The following is a 19,117-nucleotide window of genomic DNA, read 5'->3' as shown; positions in this document are numbered from 1 at the left end:
GTCGATGGGTTCAGCGATGGTCGCGCGGCGTCTTGCCGTGCGTGCCGGTGGGCGTGGCCACCGGGGCGGAGACTGGCGCCAGCGCGGATTTCGGACTTTTCCAGGCCGGGCCGACGAGTCGGATGTTCTTCACCCGCTTGACCGCCGAGATCATGTAGACGGCGCCGAAGATGGGCCACCAGCGGTCGCCGGCCTTCTCCATGAACGCGCTGCGTTGCAGCCAGCGCTCGGTGCGGTAGGGCGGGCAGTAGCAGCCAAAGCGGCCGCGAATGATATCGAACCCGAGCAGCTTGAGCCAGTCCTTGATGCGAACGAAACCCATGGTCTGGGCGTCGCTGGGCAGGAAGGGCAGGGCGCCGAGCCGGTTCAGGCCCTGGCGGGCGCCCCACAGGCTCATCGGGTTGAAGCAGGTCACCACGATGCGGCCTTCGGGCATCAGCACGCGGGAGACCTCGCGCAGCACTTCGTGCGGGTCTTCCGAGAATTCCAGGATGTGGGGCAGGGTGACGAGGTCGATGCTCTGGGTGTCGAACGGCAGCTCGTCGAAGCGGCACAACAGTTGGCGGGCGTCCGGATGGGCGTCGCGCGGGCCGTGGGGGCCGGCGCGGCCGTCCAGCGCCAGTGCCGAGAACGGCATACGGTTCTCGCGCAGCGTGTCGATGGCGGGCAGGCCCATCTGCACGGCGTGATAGCCGAAGATGTCCGCCACGACCTGGTCGTACTGGCGCGACTCCCATTCCAGCACGTACTGGCCGGGCGGCGAGGCGAGCCATTCTTCCCAATCTATAATCGGTCGGTTGGACATAGGAGCACTCATGTTGAAAGTGGAGCCAATCCCCGCATTCCAGGACAACTATATCTGGGCGATCCATGACGGGCATAGCGCCGCCATCGTCGACCCCGGCGAGGCTGCGCCCGTGGCGCGATTCCTGGCCGAGCGCGGGCTGGCACTGGGCGCTATTGTAATCACCCATCACCATGGCGATCACCAGGGTGGGGTGGCGGACCTGCTGGCGGACCATCCCAAGGGGCCCGATGGCGCCCCGGTGCCGGTGGTCGGGCCGGCCGGCGAACGTATCGGCCACCGCACCCAGGCGGTGCGCGAGGGCGACACGGTGACGCTGCGCCATCCGGCTGCCACCTTCCGGGTGATCGACGTACCGGGGCACACCGCCGGCCATGTGGCCTATGCGGGCGACCTGCCCGGCGCCGGCCCGGTGGTCTTCTGCGGCGACACCCTGTTCGCCAGCGGCTGCGGGCGGCTGTTCGAGGGCACGCCGGCGCAGATGCTGGCCTCGCTGGACAAGCTCGCCGCGCTGCCGGGCGACACCCGCGTCTACTGTGCCCACGAGTACACGCGCAGCAATGTGCGCTTTGCGCAGGCGGTGGAGCCGGCCAATGCGGACCTCGCCGCCTGGGCGGCCCGCGTGGATGCGCTGCGCGAAGCTGGCACGCCCACCGTGCCGACTACCGTGGCGCACGAGCGCGCGGTCAATCCGTTCCTGCGCTCGCGCGAGCCGGCGGTGCGCCGGGCCGTCCAGGCCCAGGGCGCGGATATGAGTACCGACGCGGCGGCTTTCGGCGCGCTGCGCGGCTGGAAGGACAACTTCCGCTGAGCGGGCGCAGGGCTTCCGCTGACCCCGGGCCGGCGCGCGGGGAGGGATCGAAAAGGACATCGAATTTGTCCGAAACAGGCCGGCAGATCGGCCGATCGCGGGAAAATCTCATTGACGCCAACGGGGCTTTTCCATAGGATCGGGCCACCTTTTTTTGGCGTCACTTCAGAGAAATTCATGCAATTTGGTCGATTTCTGGCGGTAGTTGCGTGTGCGGCGCTGGTTGCAGCCTGCGCCAGCACACCCACCCCGCCCGCCGGCGAGATGGCCGGCACGACGACCGCCCTCGAATCCGGTCCGCCCAAGGACCCGCTCAATACGCTCAACAGCACCGGCAAGGCCGGCTCGCTGGCCAGCACCACCGTGGTCAACGTGGACCAGGTCAGCCTCGACTGGCTGCGCGGCCCGTCGAACGATATCTGGGACCGCATTCGCCGTGGCTTTGCCATGCAGGACCTCGAGGGCACGCTGGTCGACGACCGCACCCAGTGGTACGCGGCACGCCCTGACTATATGGAGCGGATGGTGGGGCGGTCGAGCCGCTACCTGTACCACATCGTGGAAGAGTTGGAGCGGCGCAAGATGCCCACGGAACTGGCCCTGCTGCCGTTCGTGGAGAGCGCGTTCAATCCGCAGGCGGAATCCACGGCCAAGGCGGCCGGCATGTGGCAGTTCATCCCGAGCACGGGCAAGTCCTACAACCTCAAGCAGAACATGTTCCGCGACGAGCGGCGCGATGTGCTGGCTTCCACGGATGCCGCGCTCGACTATCTCTCGCGCCTGTACGACATGTTCGGCGACTGGCACCTGGCCCTGGCCGCGTATAACTGGGGCGAGGGCGCCGTGTCGCGGGCCATCGCGCGCAACCAGGCGCGCGGGCTGCCCACGGACTACGCCAGCCTGACCATGCCGAACGAGACGCGCTACTACGTGCCCAAGCTGCAGGCGGTGAAGAACATCATCGCCAACCCGGCCGCGTACGGCGTGAAGCTGCCCGAGATCCCCGATCACCCGTATTTCGTCACGGTGACCACCTCGCGGGACATCGACGTGGCGCTGGCCGCCAAGCTCGCCAACATGCCGCTGGACGAGTTCAAGGCGCTGAACCCCTCGTTCAACCGCCCGGTGATCCTCGGCGCGGCCAATCCGCAGATCCTGCTACCGTTCGATAACGCCGAGCGCTTCCAGTTCAACCTCAATACGTACCGGGGCGGGCTGTCGAGCTGGACGGCGGTGACCGTGGACAGCCGCGAGCGCGTGGAGTCGCTGGCCGCGCGGCTCAATGTCGATGCGGACACGCTGCGTGAGATCAACCGCATTCCCAAGGGCATGCGCCTGAAGGCTGGCTCGACGGTGATGATTCCGCGCTCGGAGCGGCATGACCAGGACATCAGCGCCTCGCTGGTGGACACGGCGATGCTGTCCGTGGAGCCGGATGTGCCGGATGCCAAGCGCATCGTCGTGCGGGCCAGCCGCCGCGACACGGTGGTGTCGGTGGCGCGCCGCTACGGTGTTTCGCCGCGCCAGGTGCAGTCGTGGAACAAGCTGTCGGGCAGCAAGCTCGTGGCGGGCCAGAGCCTCGTGCTGATGGTGCGGCCCAACTCGCCGGCCGCCGCCCGCGCCGCGCGCGACGACGATGACGACACCCCGGTGCGTGCCGCCACCCGTGGCAAGCCGGAGCCCAAGGGCCACACCGTCAACAAGTCCGCCAAGGCGGAAAAGACCGAGAAGGCCGAGCCGCGCAAGCGCGTGGTGGTGGAAGCCACCCCGCGCAAGGGCGCGGCCAAGCCCGCATCCAAGGCCGCGCCGGCCAAGGTCGTGCGCGAGGCCAAGCCGTCGCCGGCGCCCAAGGCCAGCGCCAGCAGCAAGAGCAAGGTCCACTGAGACCGGGAGACGCCGCGCCCCTTCCATGGCGGCGCGGCGTCTCTTTCCCCGCAGTCTTCCCCCCCCCCCCAGCTTCACCCCGAGCTTCACCCCATTTCCCCCGATAGACCGGCGCCGCACGCGCTGGCACACTGGCCGTCGACCAAAGACACGCCGGATAAGGCGGAGGAGACACACCATGACGGCAAGCCGTGCCCTGCATGCGCGATCGCTGTCCGACCCGGCGGGGTTCTGGGCGGAACAGGCGAAGCGGATCGACTGGGAAACGCCCTTCGAAACGGTACTCGACGACAGCCGGCCGCCCTTCGCCCGCTGGTTCGTCGGCGGGCGCACCAACCTCTGCCACAACGCCATCGACCGCCATCTGGCGGACCGCGCCCACCAGCGCGCGCTGATCTACGTGTCGACCGAGACGGACCAGCAGCGCGTCTACACCTACGCCCAGCTCCACGACGAAGTGCAGCGCATGGCCGCCATCCTGCAGGGGCTCGGCGTGGGCAAGGGCGACCGCGTGCTGGTGTACATGCCGATGATTCCCGAGGCGATGTTCGCGATGCTGGCCTGCGCCCGCATCGGCGCCGTGCATTCGGTGGTCTTCGGCGGGTTTGCCTCGGTGAGCCTCGCCGCACGCATCGACGATGCCAAGCCGAGCGTGATCGTCAGCGCCGACGCGGGCTCCCGCGCCGGCAAGGTGGTGCCCTACAAGCCGTTGCTGGACGAGGCGATCCGGCTGGCCGGCCATCATCCCGACAAGGTCCTGCTGGTCAACCGTGGCCTCGCGGACATGCCGGTCACCGCTGGCCGCGACGAGGACTACGGCGCCTGGCGCGAGCGCGTGGCCGGGCAGGTGGTGCCCTGCGCGTGGCTGGAGTCGAGCGAGCCTTCGTACGTGCTCTACACCTCCGGCACCACCGGCAAGCCGAAGGGCGTGCAGCGCGACACCGGCGGCTATGCGGTGGCGCTGGCCACGTCGATGGAATACATCTTCTGCGGCAAGCCCGGCGACACGATGTTCACGGCATCGGATATCGGCTGGGTGGTGGGGCACAGCTACATCGTCTACGCGCCGCTGCTGGCGGGCATGGCCACGGTCATGTACGAAGGCACGCCGATCCGGCCCGATGGCGGCATCCTCTGGCAGATCGTGGCGGAGCACGGCGTGAACATCATGTTCAGCGCGCCCACGGCGATCCGCGTGCTCAAGAAGCAGGACCCGGCGCTGCTGCGGCGCAACGACCTGTCCAGCCTGCGGCTGCTGTTCCTGGCCGGCGAGCCGCTGGACGAACCTACCGCGCGCTGGATCCAGGACGGCATCGGCAAGCCCGTGGTGGACAACTACTGGCAGACCGAGTCCGGCTGGCCGATCATCGCCATCCAGCGCGGCGTGGAGCCGCTGCCGCCCAAGCTCGGCTCCCCCGGCGTACCGGCCTATGGCTACGACCTGCGCATCGTGGATGAGGTGACCGGCGAGGAATGCGCGCCGAACCAGAAGGGCGTGGTGGCCATCGACTATCCGCTGCCGCCGGGCTGCATGAGCACGATCTGGGGCGACGACGCGCGCTTCGTGAAGACCTACTGGTCCGCCGTGCCGAATCGCCAGTGCTACTCGACCTTCGACTGGGGCGTGCGCGACGAAGACGGCTACGTCTTTATCCTGGGCCGCACCGACGATGTGATCAACGTGGCGGGGCACCGGCTGGGCACGCGCGAGATCGAGGAAAGCCTGTCCTCGCACGCCGGCGTGGCCGAGGTGGCCGTGGTGGGCGTGCAGGACGCGCTCAAGGGGCAGGTGGCGATGGCGTTCTGCATCGCCCGTGACGCGGCGCGCACCGCTACGCCGGCGGACTGCCAGGCGCTGGAGGGCGAGCTGATGAAGACGGTGGACCAGCAACTGGGCGCGGTGGCGCGGCCGGCGCGGGTCTATTTCGTCAACGCACTGCCCAAGACGCGTTCCGGCAAGTTGCTGCGCCGCGCGATCCAGGCCGTGGCCGAGGGCCGCGACCCCGGCGACCTGACCACAATTGAGGATCCCACAGCACTTGAGCAGGTCAAGACCGCCATGGCGGGCTGACTGCCTATATATATAGGGGCAAAGTCTGCACGGCTCGGGGAGGCATCCTTCGACCGCGCAGATTTCGCTTGCCACGACTTCCCGTGCGGCCTAATATTTTAAGCATCAAATATTTAACCATGATGTAGTGAGGCGACCCTATGCGCGTGCTTTGCATTGGTGGTGGGCCATCGGGCCTGTATTTCGGGCTGCTGATGAAGCTGCAGGACCCCGCCAACGACGTAGTGGTGGTGGAGCGCAACCGGCCGTACGACACGTTCGGCTGGGGCGTGGTGTTCTCCGATGCCACGCTCGAGAACCTGCGCCAGGCCGACCCCGTGAGTGCGCGCGAGATCGACGCCGCGTTCAACCACTGGGACGACATCGACATCCACATCGGCGGCCGCACCATCCGCTCGGGCGGCCACGGCTTTATCGGCATCGGCCGCAAGCGGCTGCTGAACATCCTCCAGGCGCGCTGCGAGGCGCTGGGCGTGCGGCTCGTGTTCGAGACCGATGTGGCCGATGACCAGGCGCTGGCGCGCCAGTACGGCGCCGATCTGGTGATTGCCTGCGATGGGATCAACAGCCGCATCCGCACGCGTTACGCCGAGACCTTCGCACCGGACATCGACACCCGCCAGTGCCGCTTCGTCTGGCTCGGCACGCACAAGCTGTTCGACGCCTTCACGTTCGCGTTCGAGAAGACCGAGCACGGCTGGTTCCAGGCTCACGCGTACCGCTTCGACGACACCACGTCCACGTTTATCGTCGAAGCCCCGGAGCGCGTCTGGCGCGACGCTGGCATCGAGCAGATGAGCCAGGAAGAGGGCGTGGCCTTCTGCGAGCGCCTGTTCGCGCGCCATCTGGACCGCCATCCGCTCATCAGCAACGCCACCCATCTGCGCGGCTCGGCCAACTGGATTCGCTTCCCGCGTGTGATCTGCCATCGCTGGGTGCACTGGAACACGCTGGACGATGGGCGCCGGGTGCCGGTCGTGCTGATGGGCGACGCGGCGCATACGGCGCATTTCTCGATCGGCTCGGGGACCAAGCTGGCGCTGGAGGATGCAATCGACCTCGCCAACGCCATCGGACGCGCGCACGGCGGCATCGACGGCCTGCCCGAGGCGTTGACGCACTATGAGGCCACTCGCAGCGTGGAGGTGCTCAAGATCCAGAACGCCGCGCGCAACTCCACGGAATGGTTCGAGAACGTGGAGCGCTACGCGGACAGCCTCGCGCCGGAGCAGTTCGCCTATTCGCTGCTCACCCGCTCGCAGCGCATCTCCCACGAGAACCTGCGTGTACGCGATGCCGGCTACGTGGCGGACTTCGAACAATGGCTGGCCGCCCAGGCCGGCGTGCCGCTCGAGACGCTGCACCTGCGCGCCGCCGATCCCCAACACGGCCTGCCGCCGATGTTCACGCCGTACCGCATGCGCGGCGTCACCCTCAAAAACCGCGTGGTGGTCAGCCCGATGGCGATGTATTCGTCGGTCGATGGCGTGCCGGGCGATTTCCACCTCGTGCACCTGGGCGCGCGGGCGCTGGGCGGGGCGGGCATGGTCGTGGCCGAGATGACCTGCGTGTCCCCGGACGCGCGGATCACGCCGGGCTGCCCCGGGCTGTGGAACGACACCCAGCGCGATGCGTGGCGCCGGATCGTCGATTTCGTCCACGCCAACAGCGACGCGAAGATCGCCATCCAGCTGGGCCATGCGGGCCGCAAGGGCTCGACCCAACTGGGCTGGGAGAAGATGGACTATCCGCTGGCCGAGGGCAACTGGCCGCTGATCTCCGCGTCGCCGCTGCCCTATCTGCCCGGGATCTCGCAGATGCCGCGCGAGATGACGCCCGCCGACATGGCGCAGGTGCGCGATGACTTCGTGGCCAACGCGCGCCGCGCGGCGGAGGCGGGCTTCGACTGGCTGGAGTTGCACTGCGCCCACGGCTACCTGCTCTCCAGCTTCATCTCGCCGCTGACCAACCTGCGCACCGATGCCTATGGCGGCACGCTGGCGAACCGGCTGCGCTTTCCGCTCGAAGTCTTTACCGCCGTGCGCGCGGTCTGGCCGGCGGAGCGGCCGATGTCGGTGCGGATTTCCGCGCACGACTGGGTGGAGGGCGGCATCACCGCCGACGACGCGGTGGCCATCGCGCGCGCGTTCAAGGCGGCCGGCGCGGACATGATCGACTGCTCTTCCGGGCAGGTCAGCCCCGATCAGGCGCCCGTCTATGGCCGGATGTACCAGACGCCGTTCGCGGACCGCATCCGCAACGAGGCTGGCATTGCGACGATTGCCGTCGGCGCCATCTTCGAGGCCGACCATGTGGACAGCATCGTCGCAGCGGGCCGGGCCGACCTGTGCGCGATTGCCCGCCCGCATCTGGCCGACCCGGCCTGGACGCTGCACGAGGCCGCGCGGCTCGGCTTCCGCGACGTAACCTGGCCGAAGCAGTACGTGGCCGGCAAGCGCCAGCTCGAAACCAATATGGAGCGCGCGGCGGCCACGGCCGGCGTGCCGGCGGGGAAGTGACCATGGGCCTATCCCCATCGCCATCATTGATTGGCAGGCACGCGCTCGTCACCGGCGGCGGACGCGGCATCGGGGCCGCCATCGCGCGTCAGTTACTGGGCGAAGGGGCCAGCGTGACGCTGCTGGGCCGCGACGCTGCCACGCTCGACGCCACCGTCACCGCGCTGCAGGCGCACCGGCTCGGCGACGCCTCGGTGGGCGCCGTGTGCGCCGACATCGCCGAGCCCGCCAGCGTGGAAGCCGCCTTTGCCGCCGCCACCGAGGCGCGCGGCGCCATCACCGTGCTGGTCAACAACGCCGGGCAGGCGCACAGCGCGCCGTTCGGCAAGACTGATCTCGCGCTGTGGCAGCGCATGCTCGACGTCAACCTGACCGGCACCTTCCTGTGCACGCAGGCCGCGCTGCCGGCGATGCTGGACGCGGGCTGGGGGCGCATCGTCAACGTGGCGAGCACGGCGGGGCTGATCGGCTACGGCTACGTCAGCGCCTACTGCGCGGCCAAGCACGGCGTGATCGGCCTCACGCGGGCGCTGGCGCTGGAGCTGGCCGCCAAGGGCATCACCGTCAACGCGGTCTGCCCCGGCTACACCGAAACCGACATCGTGCGCGACGCGGTGGCGAATATCGTCGGCAAGACCGGCCGCACCGAGGCGGAGGCCCGGGCCGAACTGGCCGCACGCAATCCGCAGCGCCGGCTGGTGCAGCCGGACGAGGTGGCCGATGCCGTGGCGTGGCTGTGCCGCCCCTCGGCGTCCGCCATCACCGGGCAGGCCGTGCCCGTGGCGGGCGGCGAGGTCATGGCCGGCTGACATCGAACAAATTCGAGAACAAATTCGAGAGCGAGAGAGACAACCCATGAGCGAGATCGCACTGCACATGCACCACCACAAGCGCCCGTTTGCCGACTACCAGCCCAGGCACTTCCTGTGGACGGTGTCCGGCGACGGCAAGGTGGCCACCATCACGCTGAACCGGCCAGAGCGCAAGAACCCGCTGACCTTCGATTCGTACGCGGAGCTGCGCGACCTGTTCCGCGGTCTCTGCTACGCCACCGACATCAAGGCCGTGGTGGTGACCGGCGCGGGCGGCAATTTCTGCTCGGGCGGCGATGTGCACGAGATCATCGGCCCGCTCACCAAGATGAGCATGCCCGAGCTGCTCGATTTCACCCGCATGACCGGCGACCTGGTCAAGGCGATGCGCGCCTGCCCGCAGCCGGTGATCAGCGCCATCGACGGCATCTGCGCCGGGGCCGGGGCGATGATGGCGCTGGCCTCGGATCTGCGCCTCGGCACCCCGCAGGCGAAGACGGCCTTCCTGTTCGTGCGCGTGGGGCTGGCCGGCGCGGACATGGGCGCGTGCTCGCTGCTGCCGCGCGTGATCGGACAGGGCCGGGCGAGCGAGCTGCTCTACACGGGCCGCGCGATGACCGCCGAGGAAGGCCAGCAATGGGGCTTCTTCAACGCGCTGCACGCGCCGGACGCCGTGCTGGCCGCTGCCCAGACGCTGGCCGCCCAGATCGCGGCGGGGCCGACCTTTGCCCATGGCGTGACCAAGAAGCTGCTGCATCAGGAATGGAACATGGGGCTGGACGAAGCCATCGAGGCCGAGGCCGAGGCGCAGGCCATCTGCATGCAGACGAAGGACTTCCGCCGCGCCTACGACGCCTTCGTGGCGAAGCAGAAGCCGGTATTCGAGGGCGATTGAGGCTGATTGAGGCCGGGGAGCATCCATGAGCGACAAGACCTACATCGACCTGCCGTTTTTCGACGATGCGCACCGGGCGCTGGAGCGTGACCTCGATGCGTGGTGCCGCACCGCGCTGGCCCACGTCGATCACACCGATACGGACGCCGCCTGCCGCGCGCTGGTGCGGCAACTCGGCGACGCCGGCTGGCTGCGCTACTGCGTGCCGGCCGCCCATGGCGGCGCGCTGCCGGCGCTGGACTCGCGCGCGCTGTGCCTGCTGCGCGAAACGCTGGCCCGCCACGATGGGCTGGCCGACTTCGCCTTCGCGATGCAGGGACTGGGCTCGGGCGCGATCACGCTGGCCGGCAGCGACGCCGTGCGCGCCCACTACCTGCCGCGCGTGGCCCGCGGCGAGGCCATCGCCGCGTTCGCGCTGTCCGAGCCCGAGGCCGGCTCGGACGTGGCGGCGATGCAATGCAGCGCGCGGTTGTCCGAGGACGGCAGCCACTACGCGCTGAACGGCAGCAAGACGTGGATTTCGAACGGCGGCATCGCCGATTTCTACTGCGTGTTCGCCCGTACCGGCGAGGCGCCGGGCGCGCGCGGCATCACCGCCTTCGTGGTGGATGCCGACACGCCGGGCCTGCGCATCGCCGAGCGGATCGACGTGATCGCCCCGCATCCGCTGGCCACGCTGCAATTCGACGACTGCCGCGTGCCCGTGGGCCAGCGGCTGGGCGAGCCGGGGCAGGGCTTCAAGGTGGCGATGATGACGCTCGACATCTTCCGCGCCTCGGTGGCGGCGGCCGCGCTGGGCTTCGGCCGGGCCGCGCTGGACGATGCGCTGGCGCGCGCCACCAGCCGCCCGATGTTCGGCGGCGTGCTGGCGGACCTGCAACTGACGCAGGCCGCCATCGGCGACATGGCCACGGCGGTGGACGCCGCCGCGCTGCTGACCTACCGTGCCGCGTGGCTGCGCGACGTGCGGGGGGTGCGCACCACCCGCGAGGCGGCCATGGCCAAGATGGTGGCCACCGAGAACGCCCAGCAGGTCATCGACCGTGCCGTGCAGATGTTCGGCGGGCTCGGGGTGAAGGTCGGGACGCGCGTGGAAAGCCTGTATCGCGAAATCCGCTCGCTGCGGATCTACGAGGGCGCCACCGAGGTGCAGAAGCTGATCATCGCGCGCGAGACGCTGGCCGCGGCCGATCGCAGCCGGTCGTAAATCGACGAAAACAGGAGAGACAAGCATGGTCGCCCCCGCCCCTGCCACCGCCGCTTCCACTTCCACGCGCGATACCGTGGTCGACACCTTCGCTCGCGACCGCCTGCCGCCGCCCGAGCAATGGCCCGAATTCCGCTTCAACGCCGACACCACCTATCCGGCGCGGCTGAACGCCGCCGAGGCGCTGGTGGACCACCACGTTGCAGCCGGGCAGGGCGCCCGCGTGGCCATTCGGCACGAGCGCGACGGCCGCATCGAGACCGTGACCTATGCCGAACTGGCCGCGCTGGTCAGCCGCATTGCCCATGTGCTGGTGGAAGACATGGCGCTGGTGCCCGGCAACCGCGTGCTGCTGCGCGGGCCGAACAACCTGATGATGGCGGCCTGCTGGCTGGCCACGCTCAAGGCCGGGCTGATCGCCGTGCCGACCATGCCGCTGCTGCGCGCGAAGGAGCTGAAGCAGGTCATCGACAAAGCCGAGGTGGGCGCGGCGCTCTGCGATGCCCGGCTTCAGGCCGAACTCGACGCCAACCGGCTGGCCGGCGGAGAGCACTTCTGCCCCAGCCTGAAGACGGTGCGCTACTTCAACGGCACCGGCCCGGACGCGCTGGAGACGGCGCTGGCCAGCAAGCCCGACACCTTCACCGCCTGCGACACCGCTGCCGACGACACCTGCCTGATCGCCTTCACCAGCGGCACCACCGGCCAGCCCAAGGGTACGATGCACTTCCACCGCGACGTGCTGGCGATGTGCGACCTGTTCCCGCGCCATGTGCTCAAGCCCACGGCGGACGACATCTTCTGCGGCACGCCGCCGCTGGCGTTCACCTTTGGGCTGGGCGGCATGCTGTGCTTTCCGCTGCGGATCGGGGCGAGCACGGCGCTGGCCGAGAAGCTCACGCCCGAGACGCTGCTGAAGCTGATCCAGGACCATCGCGCCACCATCGTCTTCACGGCGCCGACCTTCTATCGCCAGATGGCGACGCTGGCGCCCCAGTTCGACCTGTCCAGCCTGAAGAAAAGCGTCTCCGCCGGCGAGGCACTGCCGGACGCCACGCGCCAGGCGTGGAAGGCGGCCACCGGCATCGAGATGACCGATGGGCTGGGCGGCACCGAGATGATGCACATCTTCATCTCCAGCGCCGGCGCCGACGTGCGCCCCGGCGCGGTGGGCCGCGTGGTGCCGGGCTACGAGGCCCGCATCGTCGATGAAGCCATGCAGCCGGTGCCGCCGGGCACGGTCGGCAAGCTGGCCGTGCGCGGGCCCACGGGCTGCCGCTACCTGGACGACCCGCGCCAGACCAACTACGTGCGCGATGGCTGGAACCTGCCGGGCGACACCTTCCTGGCCGACGCCGATGGCTACTACTTCTATCAGGCGCGCTCGGACGACATGATCATCTCGGCCGGCTACAACATCGCCGGACCCGAGGTGGAAGGCACGCTGATGCGCCACGAGGCCGTGGCCGAGTGCGGCGTGGTGGGCGCGCCGGACCCGGAGCGCGGGCAGGTGGTGATGGCCTACGTGGTGCTGCGCCCCGGCGTGGAGCCCGGCGACGCCATGCGCGCCGCGCTGCAGGCCTACGTGAAGCGCGAGATCGCGCCCTATAAATACCCGCGCCGGATCGAGTTCGTGGCCGCGCTGCCGCGCACCGAGACGGGCAAGCTGCAACGGTTCCGGCTGCGCCAGCTGGCGACCGAGACCGCCGAGACCGGCGCGGAAGGCACCAAGCCATGAGTGACGTGTTCCGCAACACGGTGCGGGTGCGCTTCAAGCACTGCGACACGGCCGGCATCGTGTTCTATCCGCGCTACTTCGAGATGCTCAACGACTTCATCGAAGACTGGTTCGCCGATGGGCTCGACTGGCCGTTCGACGCCATGCACCTCGCCGGCCACGCCGGCGTGCCGACCGCCGAACTGCAATGCCGCTTTACCGCGCCGAGCCGGCTGGGCGAACTGCTGACCCGCGAGTTGCGTGTGACGCACATCGGACGGACCAGCTTCGCCATCGACACCCGCTTCGCCGGGCCGGACGGCGAGACGCGCCTGACCGTGGGCCAGCGGCTCGTCTGCGTCGATACTCAAACCATGACGCCAACGCCGCTGCCCGACCGGGTACGCATCGCGATGGCGCGTTTCCTTCATCCCCACGCATAACCGGATCGTCATATGTTGAAAACGCTGCAACCGCCCGACTGGGCACCGCCCCGGGGCTACGCCAACGGCATCCTCGCCGAGATGACGGTAGGCAGCCGCCTGATCTTCGTCGGCGGTCAGATCGGCTGGAATGCCCAGTGCGAGTTCGAGACCGACGACTTCGCGCTGCAGGTCGCGCAGACCCTGCGCAATATCGTTGCGGTGCTGGCGGCGGGCGGGGCTCGCCCCGAGCACATCGCGCGCATGACCTGGTACGTGAAGGACAAGGCCGCGTACGTGGGCGCTTACAAGGACATCGGCCAGCACTATCGGGAAATCATCGGCCGGCACTTCCCGGCGATGACGGCGGTGGAGGTGGCGGACCTCGTGGAGCCGCGCGCCCAGGTGGAGATCGAGGTCACGGCGGTGGTGCCGGCGGACGTGTCGGCAGGTTAGTGGCGGCGCTGTATATAACCGATCACGGCAGGGCTTGCCATCGCAAGTCCTTGAAAACTTGAGAAATTGGGCACGGCGGGATATAATTCGAAAGTTTCGCTTTCAGAACCCTTCACCCTAGCGCCTACCGTATTCCACCTTCCGCCGCCCCATCCGCGCGCCGTTCGTGCACTACAAAAAGTGACGAATGAGACGCAGCCGGCCGGTCCCTCGCCCATGCGCGCGAGGCGCCGCCCCGGGGCACGAGGCGTTGAGCAGGTCGGTCACGGGGTGAGTCCAGCAGGAGCCTACCCGTGTTACCGTCTTTTCCGTCCGCCATTCTCGCGCTTGCAGACGGCACGGTCTTTCGTGGCTATTCCATCGGCGCTTCCGGCCATACCATCGGCGAAGTGGTGTTCAACACCGCTCTCACCGGTTACCAGGAAATCCTCACCGACCCGAGCTATTCCCGGCAGATCGTCACGCTGACGTATCCGCATATCGGCAATGTCGGGGTGAATCGTGAGGACGTCGAAGCCACGAAAGTCCATGCCGCCGGCCTGATCATCAAGGATCTGCCGATTCTGGCCTCGAGCTTCCGCAAGGAACACACGCTCGCCCACTACCTCAAGCAGGAAAAGGTGGTGGCCATTGCCGGCATCGATACCCGCAAGCTGACCCGTATCCTGCGCGAGAAGGGTGCCCAGAACGGCTGCATCCTGGCTGGCGAGGACAACGTCCAGCGCGCCATCGACCTGGCCCGCTCGTTCCCCGGCCTGGCCGGCATGGACCTGGCCAAGGTGGTGTCGGTCAAGGAACCGTACGAGTGGACCCAGAACGAGTGGAAGCTCGGCGAGGGCTACGGCAAGCTGGACAAGCCGCAGTTCCACGTGGTGGCCTATGACTACGGCGTCAAGTTCAACATCCTGCGCATGCTGGCCGAGCGCGGCTGCAAGGTCACGGTGCTGCCGGCCCAGGCCAGCGCCGCCGATGCCCTGGCGCTGAATCCGGACGGCATCTTCCTGTCCAACGGCCCCGGCGACCCCGAGCCGTGTGACTACGCCGTGGCTGCCACGCGTGAGTTCATCGCCCGTGGCATTCCCACCTTCGGCATCTGCCTGGGTCACCAGATCATGGCCCTGGCCGTGGGCGCCAAGACCCTCAAGATGAAGTTCGGCCACCATGGCGCGAACCATCCGGTCAAGGACATGGACGATGGTCGTGTGGTGATTACGTCGCAAAATCACGGTTTTGCCGTGGATGCCGACACGCTGCCGGCCAACGTGCGCGTCACGCATACGTCGCTGTTCGACGGCTCGCTGCAGGGCTTCGCGCTGACGGACAAGCCGGCGTTCTGCTTCCAGGGTCACCCGGAAGCATCGCCCGGCCCGCACGACGTGGCCTACCTGTTCGACCGCTTCATCAAGCTGATGAAGGACGCGAAGCAGTAAGCCGCCGCGAACGAGAACAAGGACACAGCGAGAAACCATGAACGCGTTCATGCACGCCAGCCTGGGCATTACCGATTTCTGGACCTTTGTGCTYGGCACGATCTTCATCGTGCTGCTGCCGGGGCCGAACTCGATGTACGTGCTGTCGGTGGCCGCCCAGCGCGGTGTGCGCGCCGGCTACCGGGGCGCGTGCGGCGTATTCCTGGGCGACCTGATCCTGATGGTGCTGTCGGCCGCGGGCGTGGCGTCGCTGCTCAAGGCCAGCCCGGCGCTGTTCTACGTGGTCAAGACCATCGGCGCGGCCTACCTGGCCTGGATCGGCTTCCAGATGCTGCGCGGCGCGCTGCGCAGCTGGTCCCAGCGGGGCGAGGCCGGGCAGCCGGCGGCGGTCGAAGTGCCGGTCGAGCGCACCACGGACCCGTTCCGCAAGGCGCTGGTCATCAGCCTGCTGAACCCGAAGGCCATCCTGTTCTTCATCTCGTTCTTTATCCAGTTCGTGGACCCGCAGTTCGCGCGCCCGGTGCTGTCGTTCGTGGCGCTGGGGCTGGTCTGCCAGATCTGCAGCTTCGTCTACCTGACCACCATCATCCTTGTGGGCGCGCGGCTTGCCGAAGCGTTCCGCCGGCGCCGCAGGCTGTCGGCAGGCATGGCGAGCGGTGTGGGGGCCATGTTCATCGGCTTCGGCGCGAAGCTGGCGACGGCCACGCTGAACTGATCCGGCGAGTCGAAATAACCTGAATATCCGGCGCGGCGCGCGAGACTTTCGCGCACCGGCCACCAAAGAGAGCGTGCAATGCCAAAACGCACAGACATCAAGAGCATCCTCATCATCGGCGCGGGCCCCATCATCATCGGGCAGGCGTGCGAATTCGACTACTCCGGCGCCCAGGCCTGCAAGGCCCTGCGCGAAGAGGGCTACAAGGTCATCCTGGTCAATTCGAACCCGGCGACCATCATGACGGACCCGAACACGGCCGACGTGACCTACATCGAGCCCATCACCTGGGAAGTGGTCGAGCGCATCATCGAGCGTGAGCGTCCCGATGCGATCCTGCCGACCATGGGCGGCCAGACCGCGCTGAACTGCGCGCTGGACCTGCATCGCCATGGCGTGCTGGACAAGTACAAGGTGGAGCTGATCGGCGCGTCGCCGGAAGCCATCGACAAGGCCGAGGACCGCCAGAAGTTCAAGGACGCGATGACCAAGATCGGTCTCGGTTCGGCAAAGTCTGGTATCGCGCACTCGATGGACGAGGCCGTGGCCGTGCAGTCGCGCATCGCCGCGGACACCGGCACGGCGGGCTACCCGATCGTGATCCGCCCGTCGTTCACGCTGGGCGGCTCGGGCGGCGGCATCGCCTACAACCGCGAGGAATTCGAGGAAATCTGCAAGCGCGGCCTGGACCTGTCGCCGACGCGCGAGCTGCTGATCGAGGAATCGCTGCTGGGCTGGAAGGAATACGAGATGGAAGTGGTCCGCGACAAGGCGGACAACTGCATCATCATCTGCTCGATCGAGAACCTGGACCCGATGGGCATCCACACCGGCGACTCGATCACCGTGGCCCCGGCGCAGACGCTGACCGACAAGGAATACCAGATCCTGCGTAACGCCTCGCTGGCSGTGCTGCGCGAGATCGGCGTGGATACGGGCGGCTCGAACGTGCAGTTCTCGATCAACCCGGCCGAYGGCCGCATGATCGTGATCGAGATGAACCCGCGCGTGTCGCGTTCGTCGGCGCTGGCCTCGAAGGCCACCGGCTTCCCGATCGCCAAGGTGGCGGCCAAGCTGGCCGTGGGCTACACGCTGGACGAGCTGAAGAACGAGATCACCGGCGGCCAGACCCCGGCGTCGTTCGAGCCGTCGATCGACTACGTGGTCACCAAGGTGCCGCGTTTCGCCTTCGAGAAGTTCCCGCAGGCCGACAGCCACCTGACTACGCAGATGAAGTCCGTGGGCGAGGTGATGGCGATGGGCCGCACCTTCCAGGAATCGTTCCAGAAGGCACTGCGCGGCCTGGAAGTGGGCGTGGATGGCCTGGACGAGAAGTCGACCGACCGCGACGAGGTGGTGGAAGAGATCGGCGAAGCCGGCCCGGACCGCATCTGGTACGTGGGCGACGCGTTCCGCCTGGGCATGTCGCTCGAGGAAGTGCATGCCGAGACCGCCATCGACCCGTGGTTCCTGGCCCAGATCGAAGACATCGTGAAGACCGAGTCCATCGTGCGCAACCGCACGCTGGCCAGCCTCTCGACGCCCGAACTGCGCCTGCTCAAGCAGAAGGGTTTCTCGGACCGCCGCCTGGCGAAGCTGCTCAAGACCGACGCCAAGTCGGTGCGCGAGGCGCGTATCGCCCAGAACGTGCGCCCGGTCTACAAGCGCGTGGACACCTGCGCGGCCGAGTTCGCCACCAACACCGCCTACATGTACGGCACGTACGAAGCCGAACACGGCGAGTGCGAGGCCGAGCCGACCGCCAACAAGAAGATCATGGTGCTGGGCGGTGGCCCGAACCGGATCGGCCAGGGCATCGAGTTCGACTATTGCTGCGTGCACGCCGCGCTGGCGCTGCGCGAAGACGGGTACGAGACCATCATGGTCAACTGCAACCCGGAAACCGTGTCGACCGACTATGACACCTCGGACCGCCTGTACTTCGAGCCGCTGACGCTGGAAGACGTGCTGGAAATCGTCGACAAGGAAAAGCCGGTCGGCGTGATCGTCCAGTACGGCGGCCAGACCCCGCTGAAGCTGGCGCTGGACCTGGAAGCCAACGGCGTGCCCATCATCGGCACCAGCCCGGACATGATCGACGCCGCGGAAGACCGCGAGCGCTTCCAGAAGCTGCTGCAGGAACTGGGCCTGCGCCAGCCGCCGAACCGCACCGCGCGGGCCGAGGACGAGGCGCTGCGCCTGGCCGAGGAAATCGGCTACCCGCTGGTGGTGCGCCCGTCGTACGTGCTGGGTGGCCGCGCGATGGAAATCGTGCACGAGCCGCGCGACCTCGAGCGCTATATGCGCGAGGCCGTGAAGGTGTCGCACGACTCCCCGGTGCTGCTGGACCGTTTCCTGAACGACGCGATCGAATGCGACGTGGACGCCCTGAGCGACGGCCAGCGCGTGTTCATCGGCGGCGTGATGGAGCACATCGAGCAGGCTGGCGTGCACTCGGGCGACTCGGCTTGCTCGCTGCCGCCGTACTCGCTCTCGCAAGCCACCGTGGACGAGCTGAAGCGCCAGACCGCCGCCATGGCGAAGGCCCTGAACGTGATCGGCCTGATGAACGTGCAGTTCGCGATCCAGCAGCACAACGGCGAAGACACCGTGTACGTGCTGGAAGTGAACCCGCGCGCCTCGCGGACCGTGCCGTATGTGTCGAAGGCTACCGGCCTGTCGCTGGCGAAGATCGCCGCACGCTGCATGGCCGGCCAGTCGCTGGACTCGCAGGGCATCGGCGAAGAGGTGATACCGCCGTACTTCAGCGTCAAGGAAGCCGTGTTCCCGTTCAACAAGTTCCCGGGCGTGGACCCGGTGCTTGGACCTGAGATGCGCTCCACCGGTGAGGTGATGGGCGTGGGCAAGGTGTTCGGCGAGGCCCTGTTCAAGAGCCAGCTGGCCGCCGGTTCGCGCCTGCCCGAGAAGGGCACCGTGCTGATCACCGTCAAGGACAGCGACAAGCCGCGTGCCGTGGGCGTGGCCCGCATGCTGCACGACCTGGGCTACCCGATCGTCGCCACGCGCGGCACGGCGTCGGCCATCGAGGCAGCGGGGATCCCGGTGCGCGTGGTCAACAAGGTCAAGGACGGCCGTCCGCACATTGTGGACATGATCAAGAACGGCGAACTGGCGCTGGTGTTCACCACGGTGGACGAGACGCGTACGGCCATCGCCGATTCGCGTTCGATCCGTATCGCCGCGCTGGCCGGCCGGGTGCCTTACTACACCACCATTGCCGGCGCCCGCGCCGCAGTGGAGGGCCTGAAGCACATGCAAAGCCTGGAGGTCTACGACCTGCAGAGCCTGCACAAGCAGCTGGCCTGATTGCTGCACCGCCAGACCCGCCGGGTTGATACCGGCGGGCTTTCTG

At 68.0% G+C, this 19,117-nt stretch carries 14 protein-coding genes; 13 read left to right on the top strand and 1 reads right to left on the bottom strand.

What is annotated here, in order from left to right:
* Positions 1-10: 10 nt before the first annotated feature.
* The gene (locus AC1DEL_RS11395; protein WP_092289837.1) at positions 11-805 is read right to left on the bottom strand and encodes a class I SAM-dependent methyltransferase; all 795 of its coding nucleotides are present in this window, start codon (positions 803-805) and stop codon (positions 11-13) included.
* Positions 806-815: 10 nt separating this feature from the next.
* Here AC1DEL_RS11395 and gloB point away from each other — a divergent pair, with 10 nt between their 5' ends.
* The 13 genes from gloB (at position 816) to carB (ending at position 19,071) form a co-directional block, all read left to right on the top strand.
* A complete protein-coding gene (gloB, locus tag AC1DEL_RS11390) occupies positions 816-1,616 on the top strand; it encodes a hydroxyacylglutathione hydrolase (protein ID WP_092289835.1) in 801 nt (266 codons plus the stop codon).
* A gap of 177 nt (positions 1,617-1,793) precedes the next feature.
* Entirely contained in the window at positions 1,794-3,500 is a 1,707-nt protein-coding gene (locus tag AC1DEL_RS11385; RefSeq protein ID WP_441643959.1) for a transglycosylase SLT domain-containing protein, read from the top strand.
* A gap of 178 nt (positions 3,501-3,678) precedes the next feature.
* The gene (locus AC1DEL_RS11380) at positions 3,679-5,571 is read left to right on the top strand and encodes a propionate--CoA ligase (RefSeq protein ID WP_477125758.1); all 1,893 of its coding nucleotides are present in this window, start codon (positions 3,679-3,681) and stop codon (positions 5,569-5,571) included.
* 140 nt (positions 5,572-5,711) lie between these two features.
* Entirely contained in the window at positions 5,712-8,090 is a 2,379-nt protein-coding gene (locus tag AC1DEL_RS11375) for a bifunctional salicylyl-CoA 5-hydroxylase/oxidoreductase (protein ID WP_477125757.1), read from the top strand.
* Positions 8,091-8,092: 2 nt separating this feature from the next.
* A complete protein-coding gene (locus AC1DEL_RS11370) occupies positions 8,093-8,899 on the top strand; it encodes an SDR family NAD(P)-dependent oxidoreductase (protein WP_477125756.1) in 807 nt (268 codons plus the stop codon).
* 46 nt (positions 8,900-8,945) lie between these two features.
* Complete coding sequence (locus AC1DEL_RS11365) at positions 8,946-9,797, top strand: enoyl-CoA hydratase family protein (RefSeq protein ID WP_092289825.1); 852 nt, start codon at positions 8,946-8,948, stop codon at positions 9,795-9,797.
* 25 nt (positions 9,798-9,822) lie between these two features.
* Positions 9,823-11,004: an acyl-CoA dehydrogenase family protein gene (locus tag AC1DEL_RS11360; protein WP_477125755.1), complete on the top strand. Its 1,182-nt coding sequence runs from the start codon at positions 9,823-9,825 to the stop codon at positions 11,002-11,004.
* 25 nt (positions 11,005-11,029) lie between these two features.
* Positions 11,030-12,742 carry an AMP-binding protein gene (locus AC1DEL_RS11355; RefSeq protein WP_477125754.1) on the top strand — a complete coding sequence of 571 codons (1,713 nt, stop codon included), beginning with the start codon at positions 11,030-11,032 and terminating at the stop codon, positions 12,740-12,742.
* Positions 12,739-13,164: an acyl-CoA thioesterase gene (locus AC1DEL_RS11350; protein WP_441590504.1), complete on the top strand. Its 426-nt coding sequence runs from the start codon at positions 12,739-12,741 to the stop codon at positions 13,162-13,164. Before AC1DEL_RS11355 ends, AC1DEL_RS11350 begins: the two co-directional genes overlap by 4 nt.
* A 12-nt stretch (positions 13,165-13,176) precedes the next feature.
* Positions 13,177-13,599 carry a RidA family protein gene (locus tag AC1DEL_RS11345; RefSeq protein WP_441590503.1) on the top strand — a complete coding sequence of 141 codons (423 nt, stop codon included), beginning with the start codon at positions 13,177-13,179 and terminating at the stop codon, positions 13,597-13,599.
* A gap of 293 nt (positions 13,600-13,892) precedes the next feature.
* The gene (gene carA / locus AC1DEL_RS11340) at positions 13,893-15,029 is read left to right on the top strand and encodes a glutamine-hydrolyzing carbamoyl-phosphate synthase small subunit (RefSeq protein ID WP_092289815.1); all 1,137 of its coding nucleotides are present in this window, start codon (positions 13,893-13,895) and stop codon (positions 15,027-15,029) included.
* A 37-nt stretch (positions 15,030-15,066) separates the two neighbouring features.
* A complete protein-coding gene (gene leuE / locus AC1DEL_RS11335; protein ID WP_092289813.1) occupies positions 15,067-15,744 on the top strand; it encodes a leucine efflux protein LeuE in 678 nt (225 codons plus the stop codon).
* Positions 15,745-15,822: 78 nt separating this feature from the next.
* A complete protein-coding gene (carB, locus tag AC1DEL_RS11330; protein ID WP_092289811.1) occupies positions 15,823-19,071 on the top strand; it encodes a carbamoyl-phosphate synthase large subunit in 3,249 nt (1,082 codons plus the stop codon).
* The last annotated feature ends 46 nt before the right edge of the window (positions 19,072-19,117 follow it).

This window comes from Cupriavidus sp. 10L43_2, assembly GCF_056395265.1.
This window is presented reverse-complemented; position numbering and strand designations above follow the sequence as displayed.